This window comes from uncultured Acetatifactor sp. (assembly GCF_948601915.1).
In the GTDB taxonomy this organism is placed as follows: domain Bacteria; phylum Bacillota; class Clostridia; order Lachnospirales; family Lachnospiraceae; genus Acetatifactor.
Map to the genome: position 1 here is coordinate 24,621 of NZ_CAPDXS010000002.1, position 19,639 is coordinate 44,259.

Sequence of the window (19,639 nt, forward strand, 5' to 3'; positions counted from 1 at the left end):
AGGTCTGCATCAGCTCGTTCATGGACACCCTGTCCACCACATTGGCCTTGCTCTCCGAATAGGGGAAATCGACGGGAAGCGGCCTGTTGAACAGCAGCTCCTCCAGGGTCTCCTCGAAGCTCTGCTGCTCCAGATTCACCCCGATATTGGCAAAGGAGGAATTGCAGGATTTCGCGAAGGAGCTCTCGAAGCCCACCTGCCCGTGGTTCGTCCCATGGTAACAGTTGATGCGCCCGGTGCCGGAGCTGAAATACCCATTGCACTGATAGGAATAATCGTCGTAGGTATCGGGGTTCTCCCGGATGTATTCCAGCGCCGTCACGATTTTGAAGGTGGAGCCGGGTGGATATTGTCCCTGGGTCACACGGTTCAGCAATACGGAGCTGTCTTCATCCTCCACGATGGAATCCCAAATCGCTCCGATCTCATTGGGGTCGAAGCCCGGATGGGACACCATGGCCAGTATCTTCCCCGTGGCCACTTCCGTCACCACGATGGCTCCCTTGTAGATATTGAGCTGGTCGTCCGCCACCTGCTGCAGCTCCACGTCCAGGGTGGTATAGACGCTGTCGCCGGGATTCTTGATGCCGGCCAAATCGTTGGCCGCCTTGTTGGCCAGGGAAGTACTGGTGTTGATCAGGTAGTAGTTGGCCAGGGCCTCCACGCCTGTGCGGCCTTTGGTGGAATAGCCCACGGCATGGGCGAACAGCTTGCCGTAGGGATATATCCTGGTCTCTTCCTGGGAATCCTCTTCCCCCACGCCTTCATTCAGCCGGGTCTCGGCCAGGACATCCCCGTCCCTGGAGTAGATCGTGCCGCGGTAATTCCTGGACAGCAGAATCTCCTGCCTGGAATTGTAGCTGTTGTTGATCATCTCCTCCTCGCTGGTGGCCGTGAAATAGCTCAGATATCCGATCAGCGCAGCGAACAGCAGCCCGAAGAAGCAGCATGTGGCGATGATTTCAGGCCTGTTGGCGCTGTAGCGGGCGCTGCGGCTTTTTTTATGACTGGCCTTTTTCCCGGGCGCTGCCGGACGGCGTTTCTTTTCCTTTTCTGGCATTATGCCTGCCTCCCTCCTGCTGTAGCCTGATATAGATGCCCTGGATCAGGAAAAACATGATCATGGTGGTCATCACGGAGCTGCCTCCATAGCTGATGAAGGGCAGCGTGACGCCGGTCAGGGGAATCAGCTTGATGCCGCCCCCGATGGTCAGGAATATCTGGAAGATGTACATGATGCCGATTCCGTATACCACCAACTGGTAGAACCTGTCCCTGATCAGGGCCGACATCCGCATCATCTCCAGGAAACAGGCCACGGAAAGCAGGATGACGCAGATGCCGAAGGCCACCCCCAGCTCCTCGCATACGGAGGAAAAGATGAGATCCTTCTCCACAAAGGGAATCGCCGTGGGATTTCCCTTCAACAGCCCCATGCCGAACCAACTGCCGCTGCCGATGGCGAAAAGCGACTGGGTGATGGAATAGCCCTCCTTATCGATATAGCTCCAGGGATCGCGCCAGGTAAGGACCCTGTCCCTCACATGGCCGAAGAGCTTCAAAGCTCCCCAGGCCGCGCCGCTCCCACCCACTGCCCCGGCCAGCAGATAGAGATAATTCCGGGTGGCCGCAAATACTACAAACACGTAGCCCACAAAGAAGATCAGCGCGCTCCCCAGATCCTTCGACATCACCAAAATCACCACATGGGCCCCGGCAATGACAGCCGTCATGCCCACCCTGACTATGGAGGCATCCTCCCAGAGGGCAGCGGCCAGAAAGAAGACGAAGACGATCTTCACGAACTCCGAGGGTTGGAAGGTCAGGCCCCCTATGGTAAAGGAGATTTCCGCGCCGTAGGTGACCTCGCTGTAGAGCAGGACCATGCCCAGCATCACGATGCCCGCGATCCCGTATAACCAGGTCAGCTTCTTCAGGAAATGGATCTGGGACAGTATCCAGGGGATGAACAGGGACACCGCCAGGGACAACAGTACGATGATATACTGCCGCACCGCCTGGTTGAAGGAAATCCGTGAGATGACGCACAGTCCGGTTCCCATGAGCATGCACATATTGTTCAGCAGCAGCCGATTGGCCTTTTCATATATGACAGGAACCATGGCCACGGCAGCCAGAAGGAACACCTGTACGAACACATAGAAGAATACATACTCCATGTCTCCGCTGACCAGGGCTAGGTCCGTGAACATGAGCAGCTGAAGGAAGAACATGATGATGTTCTGTATCGTGTAAATGCCTGTGCTCCGGGGGGCGCCCTGCTTCCACGCCGTCCCTTCCACCAGGCAGGCAAAGCTGCACAGGGTATAGACCGCCATCAGCGCCGGTATGATATATCTGGAAAGCTCTGTGATATATTCCCGCATCTTTTTCCTTTCTCCATATCAATGCAAATCTGTCTTCTCACACTGCGCCACGCTTTTCGTGGGCGGTGGTGTAGTCTTTCAGCGGAAAGGGCATTCCCCGGAAAAAGGCGTCCAGGAGCCGCTTCACCTCCTCCGGGGATTCCAGAGTGAAGTCCATCCGCGGATCCACGCGTCTCTTCCAGCCGACAGGCTCCCGCTCCCCGGCACGCCCCTCTTTGGAATGCTTCTCTTTCATGGAATGCTTTTCTTCCATGGAATGTCTCTCTTCCATATACAGCGAAAAGGGGACGCTGTTGTAGATGATGTTCATGCAGTGCCGACAGTCGATCAGAACCGGAAACTCCTTTCGGTATCTGTCCGTGAGGCTTACGATTTCCCTGTTTTCCTTCCCTTTCCCGCACTCTCCCGCAGTCCTGCGCAGACAGTTGGCCGTGACCATCATAGGAATCCGGCTGTATACGATTTTCTCGCAGGAGAGCTTTTCCGAAAGGCCCTTCCGGCAAAGCCCCTCCCAGAGATGCCTCTGGGCGGAGGCGTTCAGCTCATAGGGCAGACAGAAGCCTTCCGCCAGGGCGGACAACTCCTCCAGGGAGGAATCGTTCCACGCGTAGACGCCTGCATCCGTCCTGACAGACAGAGCGGCCTCTTCCACAGGGCGCAGACTTCCCCCTGAAACGCCCGCCTCCTTCTCCTCGGGATCCCCTTTCTCCCCGGGATGCTTTTTCTCCCCGGGATGCTTTTTCTCCCCGGGATGCTTTTTCTCCCGTAGGAAGCCAAGTCCGTCCATGGAGCGGACCAGGAAGCCCCGGAAAAGGCCGCTCTCATGCACTTTCTCATATAATTCCTCCAGATATTCCCCGTCCGTCTCCCGCAGGATATAGGGAAGCGCCGCGAACAATGCCCCGCTGCCAGAAAGGCCCCTGCAGATGTCCGCTATGTGGGGCCACTGCTCTGTGAGCAGGTCGCCGTCCACATAGATCCGCCAGGGAGCGTCCATGGGATTTGCGGCAATCCACTCTCCCAGCGCCTTAAGCTGCCCCATGGTGCGGACATAGAAAGCGTAGCTGCGGGGCGAGGGCTGTTGGGACCTGCCCTTCGATAGTTCGGCTTCCGAAGACAGGAGTGCAGTCCTCTCCCCCTGCCGGTTCTCCCGATATCCCCTTGCCCGGAGGATTTTCCGTTCCAGCTCTGCCACGGCCATCCTGCGCAGCTCATTGATCCGCTTCAGCGGGTAAAAGCTGTTCGGATCCATGGAAATCTCAGCCCCGTCCGCGCAAAAGGCGCTGTCCCCCAGACGGCAGAGCAGCTTCCGGACATTTTCCTCGGTGATGGGCTGCTTCTGGGCCTGCGCCACAGGCTCGCCCTCCGCGCCGGCGGACAGACGTCCCAGGGAGGGGCACTGCGTTTCCAGCGTTACCTTCGCGGGCCTGCCCACATGGAAAAAGGCCCTGACCGTCACAGGCAGCTTCAAATGGGCGTCCAGGTATCTCTCCCGTATCCGGCACAGCACCCGCTCATCGCTCTCCCGGTAGGCGGGGCTGTCGATGCTGACCATATCCCGGCCGTTTCGCCTGAAATAGTAACCGTCCTGAAGGCCGTCCCGCACATATAGGGAGGCCAGCTCCCGCCTGTCCTCCTCGCTGACCCGATATTCTTCCGCGGCCTCCCGCGGCCCCATCCTGCTCCTCAGCGCATAGTAATTGTCGATACAGCGTCTATAGATATCCGTCACACCGGCGGCATACTCCGGCCGCTTCATGCGCCCTTCTATCTTAAAGGAATCGATGCCCGCCTCTATCAGCTGGGGGATATGCTCGATAGTGCACATATCCTTCAGGCTCAGCGGATAGCATTCCTTACAGCCCTTCCCCTCGCTCACCGTATAGGGCAGGCGGCAGGGCTGGGCACAGCGGCCCCTGTTTCCGCTACGTCCCCCCAGGATGCTGCTGAACAGGCATTGTCCCGAATAGCAGTAGCACATGGCGCCGTGGACGAATGCCTCCACCTGGACGCTTGCCTCCTCCCGCATGGCGATGAGCTCCTCCAGGCCCAGCTCCCTGGCGGGGACAATGCGGCTTGCGCCCATATCCTTCAGCAGAGAGGCCCCCCACCGGGAGCAGATGGTCATCTGCGTGCTCACATGGAGCTTCAGCCCGGGGAACCGCTCCCGGATAAAGCGCAGCACCCCTAAGTCCTGGACGATCACCGCATCCAGCCCGGCCTCATATAGGGGGGCCAGGTAATCCTGGAGCAGCTTCATCTCCTGATTCTTCAGCAGCGTGTTCACGGTGAGATAGATCTTCCGCCCCAGGAGATGCCCATAGCGGATGCACTCCAAAAGCTCCTCCGTGGTAAAATTCTCGGCGTAGGCCCTGGCACCGAACTGGTTTCCGGCCAGGTAGACGGCGTCCGCGCCCGCGTGGACAGCCCCATAGAACCCGGCCGCGTTCCCGGCGGGCGAAAGCAGTTCGACTCTGTCATTCTTTTCCATAAAAAACTCCCCTGCGTCAACAGCCTGTAAGCTATAGCAGCCTATAATGAAAGAAGCTGTCCGGGATTCGGACAGCCCCCTATTACTTTTTCTTTAACTCTGTTTCCAGACGCACGATTTCTTTCTCACCCTCGTTCTGGGCCTTCTGGAGCGCCTTTACCTGCTCCTCCACGCCCTCCAGCTTGATCTGGGTGGAAATCAGCTCATGCCGCAGGTCGTACAGCTCCTTGTCCTTGGCCGCCAGATCCTCCTCCAGGGCGGATATCTGCTTCTTCGCCTTGAAATAGTCATCGGCAATGTTCAGCTGGAGCAGCACCCCCTGGGTATCCGCAGGCTGCCGTTTGAACCCGTCCAGCTTGCTGTACTCGTTTATCTTGTTGTTGATATAGGACGCCACCTTTTGCAGATATTCCTCACTTTCATAACCGCTCAGAGTGAATACCTTGCCGCCGATGATTACCTCTGTGTCTGTCTTGGAAGACGAAGCCATGCCCCCACCCCTTTTGTGAAAATATGTTTCCCTTTTTGTCCACTCACATTATATCTCATAATGGGGTGACAGGCAAGCATTAATTTCTCGTCCGCTTCGTTTCCGCTATACTGTGAAATCATTGTACTGTGAAATCATACGTTAATATTGCTTCGTAGTCATAAAATATAATAGTCAGGGTATGGCTGCCCTTAGGAATAGTAACGGCCCGATCCTTCACGGTAAGCGTCAGCACATTGCTCTCAAAATCTCCTTCAGAGCTATATTTTGCCTCAAACAACAGCTTTCCTGCGATTCCGCTAATCTGTGTCAGATTATTGTCGTAATACCCCTCTACATCCTGGTTGAACACCACCTTAAGCGTCGCGCCATCGGAAGCCTTGAGGACCTCCACGCCTGTAATCATCGGCTTCTCTGTATCGTCCGGAGCCGGAGCGGTGTACTCGGGAATCTGCTTATAGCTGTAGAAAGACTCCCTGTTGTTCCGTTCGTCCTCCGACGCATAGCAGAACCATTGCCCCGCCTTCGCGCCCTTGACCGTTATATAATTCAGGCCGTATCCAATGGAGACCTTCGTGCCCTGGGCGTAAATCTGGGCGGGATCCTTGGGGGCGATCGTACCTTCTCCGTCCACCTGATCCTGAATTGCGTAGTAAAGGCTTCCCGCTTCGTCAGAGTTGACGGTGACCTTTATCGTGTCCTCGTCTACCCACTCGATGTTTCTTGCATCCACCCTGGGTGCCTGCAGGTCAAGGTAGCAGCTTCCCTTTAACTGGGTACCGTCCTTCAGGGTGATCAGAATCGTATAGGTATTATTGCCCTTGGGAATGCTACCCCTCTGCATATACACGCGGTAGATCCTGTTGTCCGAGGTCCTGACCTCCCCAAGCGTGGTCTCGTTCTGGGGACAGCTTATGTCAAACTGGTCCAGAGTCAGGCTTTCCGCAGTGGCAGTCTCCAGCTCTATCTCGAAGCCATACAGGAATTCGCCGTTCCACTGCTCCTCGGCGAACGCCTCTGCTCTTTTGATTGTGGTGGCCGTCTCCTCATGGACTTCGCTGGCAATGGAAAGGCTGTTTACCAATGTGGCCCTGTCCTCTGTATCGACAGCCATATAATACATGGTGTACGACACGCCCCCGGCCAGGCCGGAAACGGTAAAGCTGTTCTCATGCTGCCTCATCTCCGTTCTGACGCCATTGCCGATGAGTTCGGATTCTGTGGGCACGGATTCCCCTGCCGCCCGGGCCGGGCCGGACGCGTTTTCCCTCAGCATATAGTAAAAATACCCGGGTGCGTCCGAATTATAGGTGATCCCGGCCTCACCTGCGCTGGTGCGGACGGCGCCGATGCCCGAAATCTGCGGGCAGTCCGTCCTGTAGGTAAAGACCTTGGAAATCGTACTGCCATCGGGCAGCGTGATCTGGATATCGTAATCCTGGTCCCTGTAGTAGGTCGTGGTCAGGTCATAGACCCTGTTATCGTTGGTGGACACGGACAGTATCGTCATATCGGAGCCGCCGCTGTTACATATGATGCTGAAGGCTTCCAGGGTGAGGGGCCGTTCCGTCTCCCGGCTCAGAGTGACCCTGATGCGGCCGGTGCCTGTGACTTCCACGCTCTGAATCTCAATGGCTTCTTTTTCCGGTTCTTTACCCGGCTCTTGTTCCGGCTCCGAAACATCGGGGGATTTCGGCGGCTCATTTTTCTGGGCCGGTGCCTGTGTCCGGGCCGCGATTACGGCAGCCTCGCTTCTGCCCTCTCTCCCCTCCTGCTTCCCATGTGTCTCATAATGCCGATAGGCGGCCAATATGTCCATGCCGAAGGCCTCCTGCAGGTCGCTGTATCTGTTAAGGTAATCCACCGGGTCGAAGTCCGTCCCGTTGTCCCTGTGCTCGAAAGCCCCATAGGTAAGATAGTGCTCCACATAGGCATCCCAGTCGTCCCCAAACGCCTCCTGGAGATCCGGATATTTCTCCCTATATTCCACAAGGTCCAGCAGCCCATTCATGTTCCTACCTTCCGAGAGGCCGAAGGTCATGAAATGCTTCAGCAGAGCCGCCCTGTCATAACCGTATGTATCCCGAAGATCCGGATAGTTCTCTACGTAATAGCGTTCATCAAAAACGTCCTCTATGCCTGCCCCTCTGCCGTTTGCCGCCTGGACATAATCGATGCTGGTCATCGCCAACACGCCAGCGGCCGCCACGATGGCAAGCCTCCTGCCCTTTCTCGCCGCCTTTGCCAATCTTTTCCTGACTGTCTCCGTCATTGCCCTGTTTTCCTTTCCTTCTTTAACCTTCTTCAAGAGCACTTTCGAGGTCATTGATTTCCTCGCATTCTACATTATCATAATGCTTTTTCGTCCTCGCGTCAAGTGATGAATTGGGCATTTGGATAAAGTCAGGTCTTTCTGTCTCAGGCCAGGAATCTGTCCACAATCTGCTGCCTGTATTTCGACGACAGGGAGGAGAAGAACGCGGAATACCCCGTCACCCGCACCACCAGGTCTGGATCGCTGGCCGGATCGGCGTGGGCCTTCAGCAGCCTCTCTTTGGTCAGGCAGTTCAGATTGATCAGTGTCCCTCCCATGTGGTTGTGGGCATGGATCAATGTCTCCAGCGCCTCCACGCCGCCCTCCTTGGTAATCATGGAGCTGTCCACGTCCAGGTGCAGCGGGGAGGAATTCCCGTAGCCCGGCTGGAGCCTGGCCACCGTGTTGGCCTTCAGGGAAGGGGCAAAGGTATGCAGACCGCCGGCGAACCCCGGGTCTGGCTCATTGGAGTGGGAAATGGGCTCCCCGGCTTTCCGTCCGTTGGGCGTGGCCGGAAGGGCCTCTCCGTACCTGACGATATCTCCGTGGGAGAACATGCCCGCCACCACCTTCAGATGATGCTTCGGGGTAGGCTCCTCCATGCACAGGTCCACGAACAGGTTCCGGATCCGCTCCGCCCACTTCATGGAAGGGGAATGGGGCGCCCCCAGCCGGTCTATGTTCTTCAGCATCAGCCGGATCCTCTCATATCCCTGGTAATCCGCTTCCAGAGCCGTATACAGCTCCGGATAGGTGAGCGCCCGCTCCGTCTCAATCCGCTGCTCCATGGCGGCAAAGGAATCCGCCACCGTGGCCAGGCCGATGCCGTCTATGTTCATATCCATGATGTCCACGCCGCCCTGGGCGCAGTTCAGCCCCCGCTCTATGGGCCCGTGCATGAACAGGTTCAGCACGATCTCCGGCGTGTCCTGTGACACATGCTCATAATGCCAGTCGTACCCCTCCTTCACGCAGTCCACCATCACCTTCAGATGCCCGGCGAACAGCTCCCACAGCTTCTCCGTCCCCGGCTGCTCCATGCCCTTCATCTCCTCCATGGCGTGGCAGAGGGCCATGGGCATGCTGATCCTGGTCACGTCCTGCAGGGGGTATTCCACCCCGGGAATGGCCGTCCAGTTGCAGCCGCATTTCACCCGCATCCGGGCCAGCTCCCTGGGGAAGCCGTTCCTGGCGAATCCCTCCTCGCAGCCCTGGCTGCAGGAATAGCACACCCCTGTGCCGTCCTCCATGTTGTATTCCAGGGATCTGCGCAGAAGCGTCCCGTCTATCCCGTCATGGACGCGGATCCCCACATTGGAGGGAATCTTCAGGTAATGCACCGCATCCAAGATGAGGAAGCTGACTCTGCTGGTCAATTCCGCGTCTCCCGAGGGCGTCAGGCCGCCAATCTGGGAATAATGGGTATCGTTGAAGAACAGGCTGGCGAAATACCAGACGGCCTCCTCGTCCGTAAGGCCCAGCTTTTCCCTGTCCCTTTCATAATAAGGCCGGAACAGCTCGTCCATCTGCCCCAGTGCGCCTCCGGCGTAGTACATTCTGTCGATGCACTGGAAATGGGCCGTGAACTGGCAGGCCTGCCGCAGGGTGCGGGGCGGGTTCTCCAGGAGCCATGCATTGCAGTCCGCCACCTGGGCATAATGGGCCCGCAGCTCCTCCGATTCCGCCTCCTCCGCCATCTTCCCGGCGGCCTCCACATGCCGTCCGATCCATTCCAGGACACCCAGGAGGAGCTGCTCCTCCCCCTCATAGAAGGCCGGATCCCCATGCACATTCTTTTCCTTATAGAACCTCACCTTCTCCAGCAGCCCCTTCCACCCAAGCTCCAGTCCGATCGTCAGGTCGGGGCACAGATGGTTCATGCCGCCGCAGCCGTGCTGCAGGATATTGTATTTCTCATGGACCGGGTAGAGATGCTTCGGCCTGTTCTCCTCCCGCAATCCGATCTCCATCCACCGGGACAGGTTCCCCGGCCAGCAGGTGGCCAGGGCGCTGGCGGGATTGCAGTACACGGGCATCTCGTTCAGGATCTTCCTGAAGTTCTGGCCCAGAAGCTCCATGCCGTATACCATGCCGTCCTCCCGGGTGATGGGCTGGAACTGAAAATCCGGGAAATCGATGAAGCCGTGGTCATCTATGTCCAGATGCCCCAGATGCCGGATTTTCTCCTGATTAATTTGTATCTTGTCGCTGTGGAGCCTGTCTATCCGCTCCCGTATTTTTGCCGACAGAATTGTCTTCTCTATGTCAAGCATATGCTCCCTCCTTATCCTCTATATACCCTCGGAATCTCTAAGCCGCACTTCCAGGGCTCCATTTTCTGCCAAAAGATTCCGAAAGCCTATCTATCCGAACATCTGCTGATATTTTTTCAGTGATTCTCCATCCACTTCCCGGAAGGCTTTCTGGGCAAGGGGCTCCAGGAGCAGCTCCGCTTTCCCCACGCCCATCCTGTGGTAGCCCAGCAGCTCCACGTCGCGGATTCCGTTCTCCCACAGAAAATCTCTGATGAAAGGAAGCTCGCCCGCGTTCAGCTCCTCTATCACAGGAATCCGGATTTTGATCTCCTTCCCGGTTCCCGCAAGCCGGAGCAGGTTCTCTTTGATCCTCCGGTTGGACGCCCCTGTCAGCTCCCTGTGCACCTCTTCGTGAAAGGCCTTCACATCGTACAGGAAGAGATCCGTATAGGGCAGGATCCGCTCAAAAGACTCATAGGGCACATTCCCTGCGGTGTCCACCGCCGTGTGGACGTCCTTTTCCTTTAGCCGCCGGAGCATCACTTCCAGGAAATCCGGCCGGAGCATGCATTCCCCGCCGGAGAAGGTGACCCCGCCGCCGCTTTCCTGATAATAGGGCATATCCTCCAGCAGGTCTTCCAGCAGCTCCCCCGCCGTCATCTCGCATCCGATTCTGCTGAGGGCCTTTGCGTAACAGCCCCTGGCGCATTTTCCGCAGTCCAGGCAGCCCTCTCTGCGGTAGAGCAGCCCTGCCTCCGGGTCGGGCAGGAGGCACTGCCCCGGGCAGTTCTGGATGCAGCTCCCGCAGCCGATGCATTTCTGCCTGTCGAAGGCGAGCTGGGGCCTGCGCTCATAGGACTCCGGATTGTGGCACCAGAGGCAGCGCAGGTTGCATCCCTTGAAGAACACTGCCGTCCGCACCCCGGGCCCGTCAAATACGGAGAAGCGCTGAATATTGAAAATCACTGCCGTCTTCTTCTCATCCAAGGGAAACACCTCTTCCAAGCACATGCTTCACTGCCCTCTCAAAATCCTCTTTCAGCAAATCCGCTCCCTCCAGCCCGATGTGCAGGCGCACCAAGCCCTTCTTCATGGTCTCATTGTCCCGCTCCAGGTCGGCTCCCACCGGGGAGGCAAGGCTCTCATAGCCGCCCCAGCTGGGCCCTCTGTAGAAGAACTCCAGCGCCTCCACGATCCTGTGTATCTGCTCCCCGGGCAGGTCGAAGACCACGCTCATCAGCCCGCTGGCCCCCGTCATCTGCCGCTTCGCCAGCTCGTACTGAGGATGGGTGTTCCAGCAGGGGTAGATCACCTCTTTGACGATGTCCAGCTCCTGGAAATAGGCCGCCATCTCCAGGGCGTTCTTCATGTGCTGCCGCATCCTGACAGGCAGCGTCCGGATGCCGCGCAGCATCAGCCAGGAGTCGAAGGGGCTCATCACGGCCCCGAACAGCTCCCTCTCATTCTGGGCCATCTGCTCCACATCCTCCCTCCGGCCTACCACCACGCCGCCGATGATGTCGCTGTGGCCTCCCAGGTATTTGGAGGCGGAATGCACCACCATGTCAATGCCCATGGTCAGGGGCTTCTGGAAGATCGGCGTGGCGTAGGTATTGTCGATCACCGTTGCCGCATGGTGTTTTTTCGCGATTTCCGCAATCCTTTCCAGGTCCTGCACCAGGAAAAGGTATGTGGAGGGGCTCTCCAGGTAGATCAGATCCGTCTGTTCGCAGACCGCCGCTTCCAGCTCCTCCGGATCCGTGCCGCTGACGAAGGTGACCTTTATCCCGAACCGTTTCATGTACTCCGACAGGAAACGGCGGGCCGGGCCATAGATGCTCGCCGTTGCAACTACGTGGCTGTCTTCTTTTATGTAATGCATCATGGCCGCGCTGATGGCTCCCATGCCGGAGGAGAAGCACTTCGCCGCCTCCCCCTGCTCCAGGGCGGCCACCTTCTGCTCCACCACCTCCGTGGTAGGGTTGGACACCCTGGTGTACGCGTACCTGCCCTCCAACCCGCCTTCGTTCCCCTCGCAGTCAACGAACAGCGAGGTCTGGAAAATGGGCGTGTTCACCGCCCCGTGGAACCTGGCCGGGTCCTCCCCATAGTGGGTACAAATCTCTTCCGCTCTCATTTTGGCACCTCTCTTTTGTCCTGTTATTCCTTCACCGCTCCCGCGATGTTTTCCACGAAAATCTCCTTCATGAAGCTGAAAAGAAGGATGGCGGGAGCCATGGCGATCAGCGTCCCCGCAGCCACGTTCCCCCAGTTGATGTCATATTTTCCGATCATGGAATATATGGCCACAGTCAGCGTCTTCCTGGCGTTGGCGTTGATGTACAGCACGGAGGTGTACACATCGTTCCAGCAGGCCAGGAAGACGAAGATGAACACGGAGAACAGCCCCGCCTTTGCCAGAGGCATCACAATCAGGAAAAATGTCTTCACCCTGCCGCAGCCGTCCAGCAGCGCCGACTCCTCCAGCGCCTTCGGAATCTCCTTCATGAATCCGATCAGCAGTATGGTGCCGAAGGGAATCTGGCCTCCCGCCAGGATCAAAATCACCGTGGACAGCCTGTCCACCATCCCCAGCCTCGTCATCAGGATATATAGGGGCGCGAACCCCACCGCGCTGGGAAGCATCTGGGTCATCATGAAAATCATGAAGACCGCAGGCTTGGACTTGAACTCCATCCTGGAAAGGATGTAGGAGGACATTCCCGCAATCAATACCACCAGGCACGCTCCCGCCAGGGCCACCGTCAGGCTGTTGCAGATATACCTTCCAAAATCCCCCATCTGTATCACTTCCCTGTAGTTGCCAAGCGTCGCCTCCCTGGGGAGATAACGCACGGGAAATTCATACAGCTCCCTGCTCCCCTTCAGGGAAGTCAGCAGGAGCCACAGAAACGGGAACACCGTAAATACGAAGAACAGCGCCAACAGGACATACCTGCCTGCCAGCGGAAAGATATTTCTCCTCTTCCCCATCATTCGTCACCGCCTTTCAGAGTATTGGTGCACGCCAGATAGATGCCCGTAAAGACCAGGGTCACCAGCCACAGTACCACGCCTGCCGCCGATACCATGCCGTAGTCGTTCCCCTTGATCACCTCCGTCATGATATAGCTGGAGGCGATATGGCTGCTGCCCGCGGGCCCGCCCTGTGTCATGCCGAAGATCAGGTCAGGCGCGTTCATGGTCTGCACCGCCCGCATCAGCACCATCAGCAACAATATGACCCGGATGGAGGGAAGGGTAATATAGAAGAACTTCGTAAGGGGCCCGGCCCCGTCTATGGCCGCCGCCTCGTACATCTCCTGGGGGATGGTCTTTAAGGCCGCCATGGTAATGATGGCAAAAAAGGCCATTCCCGTCCATACCTTGGCCACCATGACGCTGCCCAGGGCATAGTCCGGATTGGACAGGAACCCTACCTGCTGCTCCACGATTCCCAGGCGTATCAGGATATCGTTGATGACGCCGTTGCTCCCGTTGAACATCCACTTCCACATGATGCCCACCATGAAGCCCGACAGCGCCCAGGGCATGAACACCACGCATTCATAGAGCTTCTTGCCCCGGAAGGGCTTTTGCAGCAGCAGGGCGATGCCGAAGCCCAGGACGAACTCCAGGGCCACGCAGCCCACCACCCACACCAGCGTGTTCTTCCAGGTTCCCAGATATGTAATGTTGGAGAACAGTCTGCGGAAGTTCTCCAGGCCGTTGAACTCCCTGCTGAAGATATTGTAGGCCTTCACGTCCTGGAAAGCCATCACCACGCCGTCTACAGCAGGGTAATACAGCATCACCAGAATCATGAACAGCCCAGGCAGAAGGAACAGAGCGATGAACCATCTGTCCCGGGCCTTCTTTGACAATTTGATTTTATTGTTATGCATCTGTCCGATCCTTTCTCCTGACGTCAAAAGGCTGCCCGAAGCCGTAACCAGCCCGGACAGCCTCCTCGTCGGATTGCCTGTGCCTGTCTTACTGGGCGAACCTCTCCTTCACCCATTCGCTGTCCTGCGACCAGCTATAGAAGGATGCAAGGGCCTCGGCGCATTCCTCGGGCGTGGTCTGCCCCAGGAGCATGGCCTGCACTGCCGGATCTGCCGCCGGGCCGAACTGGTTGAGCTGCTTCAGCTCTTCCTCGGTGGCGAACCTGTTCTCGCCGCCGTCCACATACCCCACATAGGAATCCGGGTCTGCCGCCATATCGATATAGCATCCGTAATACCCCTCGCTGAAGAAGGGATCCTCCTGGGCCGTTGTATGGATGGGAATGTTCCCGTTCTTCTTACAGAAGGTGGTGTTCCCCTCCACGCTGGAGAGCGCCTTAATCACTTCCCAGGCCGCCTCCTTGTTCTGGGAGCTGGACGCGATGCCCCAGCCCGCGAATCCCGCGGGGAAGAGCGCCCGGCCGCTGGGGCCTACCGGAAGGGGCGCAACGTCCCAGGTGCCTTCCTCCATATACTCCTCGCAGGTGGCGATGACCTCCGGATCCTGGATCAGCATAGCCGTGGTGCCGGAATAGAAGGCCTCCACCATCTCCGCATAGCCCCAGGCGATGGAATCCGGATGGGAGCCGTCCTCGTAGAGCTTCTTATAGAAATTCATGGCCTCCGCCGCCTCGGGCTGGAGGTATACGCTCCTGCTGTCCCTGGAGATGAAGGGAACCGCGATGTCCACCTTCTCCGAATCCGCAAAGGAAAGAATCGTCATCTGCAGGAAGCCGGTGGTGCCGGCACCGCCCCGGAAGGAATAGCCGTAGCGGTTCTGGGAAGGATCCGTCAGCTCCACTGCCGTATTGTAAAGCTCCTCCCAGGTCCCGGGAACGGAGAGGTTCTTCTCCTCGAACCAGTCCTTCCGATAGAACAGGGCCCTCTCGTACACGCCGTAGGGGATGGAGTACACATTTCCGTCATAGGAGGTGAGCTGGGCCTTCAGGAATTCGCTTACGCTGCCCCAATCCTCCCAGCCCTCCACATAGGAATTCAAAGGCTCGATGAATCCGTTGGAGATGTGGGTCACCGGCACGGAGTCCACCTCCACGATATCGATGCCCTGCCCGCTCTGGAGCATGGTGGAGATCTTCTGCTGTGCCTGATCCGCCGGAGGCGAGATGATCTCCAGTTCTATATTAAGGTCCGCCACCAGCTCCTGGATCAGGGCGTCTCTGGAGGGATTCCCCAGGTAGGTCACCATAGTGAGCTTTGTTTTTTCCGTGGAGCCGGAAGCGCCGGCATCCGCTCCCTCATCGGCCCTGCTTTCATCCGCCGTGGATTCCGCGCTGCTGTCCTGTGCGCTGTCCGGCGTACCTGCGGCATCATCGCCGCCGCATCCTGTCAGCAGAGCGGATACTGTCATTATTGCCGCCAGAAACACAGCGGCCATCCTGCCTTTTCTTCTTGCCATTTCATAGTCCTCCTTTTTGTTCTGGTATCCTTACCGTCTGCCTCCAAGCTTGGCTACGAGGCCATTATAGCAAAGTGATGCCGGGTGTGGAAATATATATTTTTCACCTCATATGTGGAAAAATGTCAGATTTTCTGCCAAAACTGTGATAAAATTCCTCTTTATGCACATTATGTCCTATAGTATAATAATGGCACACGGAAATGTTCTGGATATAGCATGGAAGAAGGGCATTTCAAGGAAAAAATAGACAAAAAAGGAAATACTGCCATGAAGCTTATCCGTTCCCCCTGGAAACACTATCTCTACCACACAAGGCTGATGCACAAATTCCTCTTTCTCCTAATCGTGCTGCTGCTGGTGGAAATCGCCGTGTCGAATTTCTTCTTCCAAAATAATGCGAAGAACCTGCTGACCAAAGAAATCCAGGCCACGTCCAAACAGTTCATCGAGCAATACATGGACAATATCGACTACAGGCTCACCAAATTCAGGACGATTCTGAACAATCTGAGCGGCGACCGGCAGATTAGGCAGGTCTTGGCGAATCCATCGCCCACACAGGCAGACATGGAACAGGCGGATGCGCAGATCCGCCAGATTCTGAACAACCAGTTCCCCTACGGCCTCTATGGACTCACCTTCTATGCGCTGAAACATCCGTCAGACTACAGGAGCACCTTCATAAAGCCCCTGGACCAGGAGCAGGCACAGTGGAAGGACCATCTGGAGAGCAGCGATTTCGACCATTTCTTCCTGCATGAGGAGGGCCGCTATTCCGTAAAGCTCCTCTCCGTCCTGAAGCCGGTCTATTCCCCGGACGGTTCGGAGGTCACCGGCGTCATCAAGCTGAGCCTCTTTCCGGAAAAGGTCTTCAAGCCGGTCAAAAGCGTGGACGGGAAGACCTTCCACCAGGTCTTCATAATCGACAACAGGGGAAACTACATCTATGGGGAGGAATTCCCTGAAATGGAAGAATATTTCCGCTTTTTCCATGAGAATTACGACATCATCTACAACGGCTACCCTGTGGCGGATTACCAGGGGCAGGACGGAATCTATCTGACCAGCTCCAACTCCGCCTCCGGCTTTCGCAGCGTCTGCTACCTGGCATCGGCCAGCTCTATGGAGAGCATCGAAAAGCTGAAGCAGACATTGATTACGGGAAATCTGGTGCTGACGTTCATCACGCTGATCATCGGTTTCCTGCTCTCCGGCAGCATAGACAGGCGCTTTTCCATCGTCCTGGGCAAAATAAAGGAGGTCAGCCGGGGGAATATGAAGATTTCCGCTTCTGACCTGGGCAGCGATGAGATCGGTATCTTCGATGCCTCCTTCACCGACATGGTGAATCAGGTGAACCGGCTGATAGAGCGCAACTACGTGGCTGAGATTCGGAAGAAGGAAGCGGAGTTCATGGCCCTCCAGGCCCAAATCAACCCCCATTTCCTGTTCAACTCCCTGGAGATTGTCAACTCTCTGATCGAGGTGGAGCGATATCAGACGGCCTGTGAGGTCAACGCCAGGCTCTCCGACCTGCTCCGTTACAGCATCAACCATAATTCTTCCGGCACCGTCACCCTGGCGGAAGAGATTGCCTATATGAACAATTATGTCTATATCCAGCAGATCCGGTTCGAGAATAAGTTCTCCTTCCGGACAGATATCGATGAGCGATGCCTGGGCTGCCATATCGTCAAGCTGGTGTTCCAGCCATTCATCGAGAACAGCATCCAGCATGGTCTGCGCGGCATCCATTCCGGCGGCTCCATACGGTTCTCCGTCAGGATGGAGGGCGAAAACCTCCTGATATCCATCGAGGACAATGGAAAGGGCATGGAGACGGAGAAATACGTCGGTCTCATGGCACACCTGGACAAAGAGGACATCGATGATTTTCAGAAACAGAACGAAAGCATCGGAATCCTGAACATCCATTATCGGCTGAAGCTGAAGTTCGGCGCCGCCTACCGGCTGTCCATCACCACGAAAGAAGGACAGGGCATGTGCACGCGGCTCCTGGTTCCACGCATATGAGAGGTATCTTCATGAAACTATTGATTGCAGACGACGAGACGCTGATTCGGGAAGCCATTCTTGCCAGGCTGAAAAAAGGGAACTATGCCTTCGACGAAATCTTCCTGGCCGCGGACGGCCTGGAGGCATGGGACATCGCCCTGAGGGAGCGCCCTGAAATCATCATCACCGATGTACAGATGGACGGCATGACAGGGCTCAGCCTAATCCAGAGCTGCCAAAATGCCCATATCCCGGCTTCCATCATCGTGATCAGCGGCTACGCGGAGTTCGAATATGTACAGGACGCCATGTACCATGACGCCTGCTGCTATCTCCTGAAGCCGATCACACAGGAATCCCTGTTCGATGCCCTGGAGAAAGCTCTGGCAAAACAGGCCGTGCACACCCGGCTGTCCAGGCTGCAGAACGATACTACGAATCTGTCTTCTGGCATCCTGCCCACAAAGCACGGCTCTCCCCAGGAGCCGGAGTCTCCCCTGTCCGTGACGGAGCAGGCCCGGAGATATCTCACGGAGCATTACAGGGAGCCGGTCTCCATCGAGACCCTTGCGGAATATCTCCACCTGAATCCCCGGTATTTCTCCACCCTATTCAAAAAGAAGGAAGGTGTCTCCCCGCTGGATTACCTCACCAGGATACGCATGGAGGCCGCCAAAGACCTGCTGCGGGATACGGACATCCCCGCCTCGGAGGTCTCCTACCTTGTGGGCTACGAGGATCCCCGGTATTTCTATAAGGTGTTCAAAAAATATACAGGGCAGACTCCCACGAATTTCCGAAGCTGAAACCAGGCCTCTGTGTGCGCGGCCTCTTTCGCCGCCGTCATCCTGTGCACAGAAAACGCCGCCAGATCTGCTCGGCGCACCATCTGAGGTCGATGGCCTCCACCGCGTCCTCGGTGACGATGCTCTCCTGCTTATACAGGATGCCGTCCACCATATATTCCACCTTCCCCACTACGCTCCCCGCCTCCACAGGGGCTGTCAGGGAGTCCTTCATGCTGTATCTTACCTGAATCTTCTCGTCCGGGCGCAGGAGCAGCCCGTCCAGGCCCCCGCCGCCCTCTTCCGCAGCCGCTTCGCCCTGGCCGGGGCCGCCATTCTGGCCCTCTGTCCTTCCGGAAATCACTACGTCCGTGTAGGCTATGGCGTTCAGGAGATCCGTCCGACCGTTCTGCACGGGAATGGGCTTCAGCCTGCTTTCGTCAAAGGCCACTCCCTGGTCGGAAAAGCTCCTGTAAAAATAATTGTCGATGCCGTACTGCATGAGCTTGCGGGTATCCGTCCATTTATATCCCTTGTTGTTCGGCCAGCCGCAGGCCAGCAGCGCCACCACGAAGGTCCTGCCGTCCCGCTCCAGCGCGCCCACGTAGCAGTATCCGGCCTTGTTGGTGAAGCCGGTCTTCCCGGTGAGGGCCCCGTCCATCATGGTGAGGAAGGCATTGTGGTTGGTGCAGGAGAAGCTGCGCCCATTGGCGGAAAAGCCGTAGCTCGGGGCCCTTGTGATGTCCAGGAACTCCCGGCTCTTGGGCGACTGCCTGATGCAGTATGCCAATATCCTGGCCAGCTCCCTGGCCGTGGTGCAGTGCTCCTTCTGCACCGTGCTGCCGTCCGCAAGCCTAAGCGTCTCGGTGGCGTCCAGGCCGTTGGGCGTGATGAACCAGGTGTCCTCACAGCCCAGCTCTGCCGCCTTCCTGTTCATCAGGGCAGCGAAGGCCGCCACGGCCGCCTTGCTCTCCTCCGCCGTATATTCGGCGGTGTCCTTTTCCCGAAGCTGCTCCGGCAGATGCTGCTTGCCTATGTATTCGGCCAGGGCCACCGCCGTGTCGTTATGGGACTCCAGCATCAGGGAGTGCAGCAGGTCGCGGACGGTATACTGCTCCCCCTTTTGTATGTACAACTTGACCTTGGGCATGCTGGCGGCATAGGCGGACACGGTGAGGGTGTCATCGGGGGAGGCGTTCTCCAGGACCAGGATGCAGGTCATGATCTTCGTCGTGCTGGCCATGGCCATGACGGCCTCCTCGTTCTTGCCGTAGAGCACCCGCCCGGAATCGGCGTCCATCAGGACCGCGGCGGTGGCGTACAGCTCCCCGGGGGCGCCCTCGGCCGCGGCCGCCCGAAGGCCCATGTCTGAGAGCAGCAGGCAACAGGCGCAGAAAAAGCCCCCTATTATTTTCTTCATCCGCATTTTCATGGTCTTACTTCCAATGGGATTTTTAATAATATATGAGGCTTTGTT

Annotated in this window: 14 protein-coding genes; 2 read left to right on the plus strand and 12 right to left on the minus strand. The window is 57.2% G+C overall.

The window, feature by feature from the left end:
* The 11 genes from Q2B33_RS00555 to Q2B33_RS00605 form a co-directional block, all read right to left on the minus strand.
* Window positions 1–1,060, minus strand: a 1,060-nt coding sequence (locus Q2B33_RS00555; protein ID WP_300913825.1) for a penicillin-binding transpeptidase domain-containing protein, incomplete at its 3' end; no start/stop codon positions are given.
* The gene (locus tag Q2B33_RS00560) at window positions 1,002–2,387 is read right to left on the minus strand and encodes an FtsW/RodA/SpoVE family cell cycle protein (protein ID WP_300572935.1); all 1,386 of its coding nucleotides are present in this window, start codon (window positions 2,385–2,387) and stop codon (window positions 1,002–1,004) included. The genes Q2B33_RS00555 and Q2B33_RS00560, both read right to left, overlap by 59 nt.
* Window positions 2,388–2,424: 37 nt before the next feature.
* The gene (locus tag Q2B33_RS00565; protein WP_300806185.1) at window positions 2,425–4,878 is read right to left on the minus strand and encodes a U32 family peptidase; all 2,454 of its coding nucleotides are present in this window, start codon (window positions 4,876–4,878) and stop codon (window positions 2,425–2,427) included.
* A gap of 82 nt (window positions 4,879–4,960) precedes the next feature.
* The gene (gene zapA / locus Q2B33_RS00570; protein WP_296471080.1) at window positions 4,961–5,368 is read right to left on the minus strand and encodes a cell division protein ZapA; all 408 of its coding nucleotides are present in this window, start codon (window positions 5,366–5,368) and stop codon (window positions 4,961–4,963) included.
* Window positions 5,369–5,486: 118 nt separating this feature from the next.
* Window positions 5,487–7,640 carry a hypothetical protein gene (locus Q2B33_RS00575; RefSeq protein WP_300771549.1) on the minus strand — a complete coding sequence of 718 codons (2,154 nt, stop codon included), beginning with the start codon at window positions 7,638–7,640 and terminating at the stop codon, window positions 5,487–5,489.
* Window positions 7,641–7,786: 146 nt separating this feature from the next.
* Window positions 7,787–9,955: a pyruvate formate lyase family protein gene (locus Q2B33_RS00580; RefSeq protein WP_300572925.1), complete on the minus strand. Its 2,169-nt coding sequence runs from the start codon at window positions 9,953–9,955 to the stop codon at window positions 7,787–7,789.
* A gap of 90 nt (window positions 9,956–10,045) precedes the next feature.
* Window positions 10,046–10,933 carry a glycyl-radical enzyme activating protein gene (locus tag Q2B33_RS00585; protein WP_300771612.1) on the minus strand — a complete coding sequence of 296 codons (888 nt, stop codon included), beginning with the start codon at window positions 10,931–10,933 and terminating at the stop codon, window positions 10,046–10,048.
* The gene (locus Q2B33_RS00590; protein ID WP_300567065.1) at window positions 10,917–12,074 is read right to left on the minus strand and encodes a PLP-dependent aspartate aminotransferase family protein; all 1,158 of its coding nucleotides are present in this window, start codon (window positions 12,072–12,074) and stop codon (window positions 10,917–10,919) included. The genes Q2B33_RS00585 and Q2B33_RS00590 overlap by 17 nt, the downstream gene beginning before the upstream one ends.
* Window positions 12,075–12,097: 23 nt before the next feature.
* On the minus strand, window positions 12,098–12,934 hold the full coding sequence (locus tag Q2B33_RS00595) for a carbohydrate ABC transporter permease (protein WP_300567069.1): 837 nt from the start codon (window positions 12,932–12,934) through the stop codon (window positions 12,098–12,100).
* A complete protein-coding gene (locus tag Q2B33_RS00600) occupies window positions 12,931–13,842 on the minus strand; it encodes a carbohydrate ABC transporter permease (protein WP_300567072.1) in 912 nt (303 codons plus the stop codon). The genes Q2B33_RS00595 and Q2B33_RS00600 overlap by 4 nt, the downstream gene beginning before the upstream one ends.
* A gap of 88 nt (window positions 13,843–13,930) precedes the next feature.
* Window positions 13,931–15,358: a sugar ABC transporter substrate-binding protein gene (locus tag Q2B33_RS00605; RefSeq protein WP_300567075.1), complete on the minus strand. Its 1,428-nt coding sequence runs from the start codon at window positions 15,356–15,358 to the stop codon at window positions 13,931–13,933.
* Window positions 15,359–15,628: 270 nt separating this feature from the next.
* Here Q2B33_RS00605 and Q2B33_RS00610 point away from each other — a divergent pair, with 270 nt between their 5' ends.
* Window positions 15,629–17,395 (plus strand): sensor histidine kinase, encoded by a 1,767-nt coding sequence (locus tag Q2B33_RS00610; RefSeq protein ID WP_300783090.1) that lies wholly within the window; start codon window positions 15,629–15,631, stop codon window positions 17,393–17,395.
* Window positions 17,396–17,406: 11 nt separating this feature from the next.
* Window positions 17,407–18,183: a helix-turn-helix domain-containing protein gene (locus tag Q2B33_RS00615; protein ID WP_300567081.1), complete on the plus strand. Its 777-nt coding sequence runs from the start codon at window positions 17,407–17,409 to the stop codon at window positions 18,181–18,183.
* A gap of 37 nt (window positions 18,184–18,220) precedes the next feature.
* On the opposite strand, the gene Q2B33_RS00620 is transcribed toward Q2B33_RS00615, so the two are convergent.
* Window positions 18,221–19,582 carry a D-alanyl-D-alanine carboxypeptidase family protein gene (locus Q2B33_RS00620; RefSeq protein ID WP_300783092.1) on the minus strand — a complete coding sequence of 454 codons (1,362 nt, stop codon included), beginning with the start codon at window positions 19,580–19,582 and terminating at the stop codon, window positions 18,221–18,223.
* Window positions 19,583–19,639 lie beyond the last annotated feature (57 nt).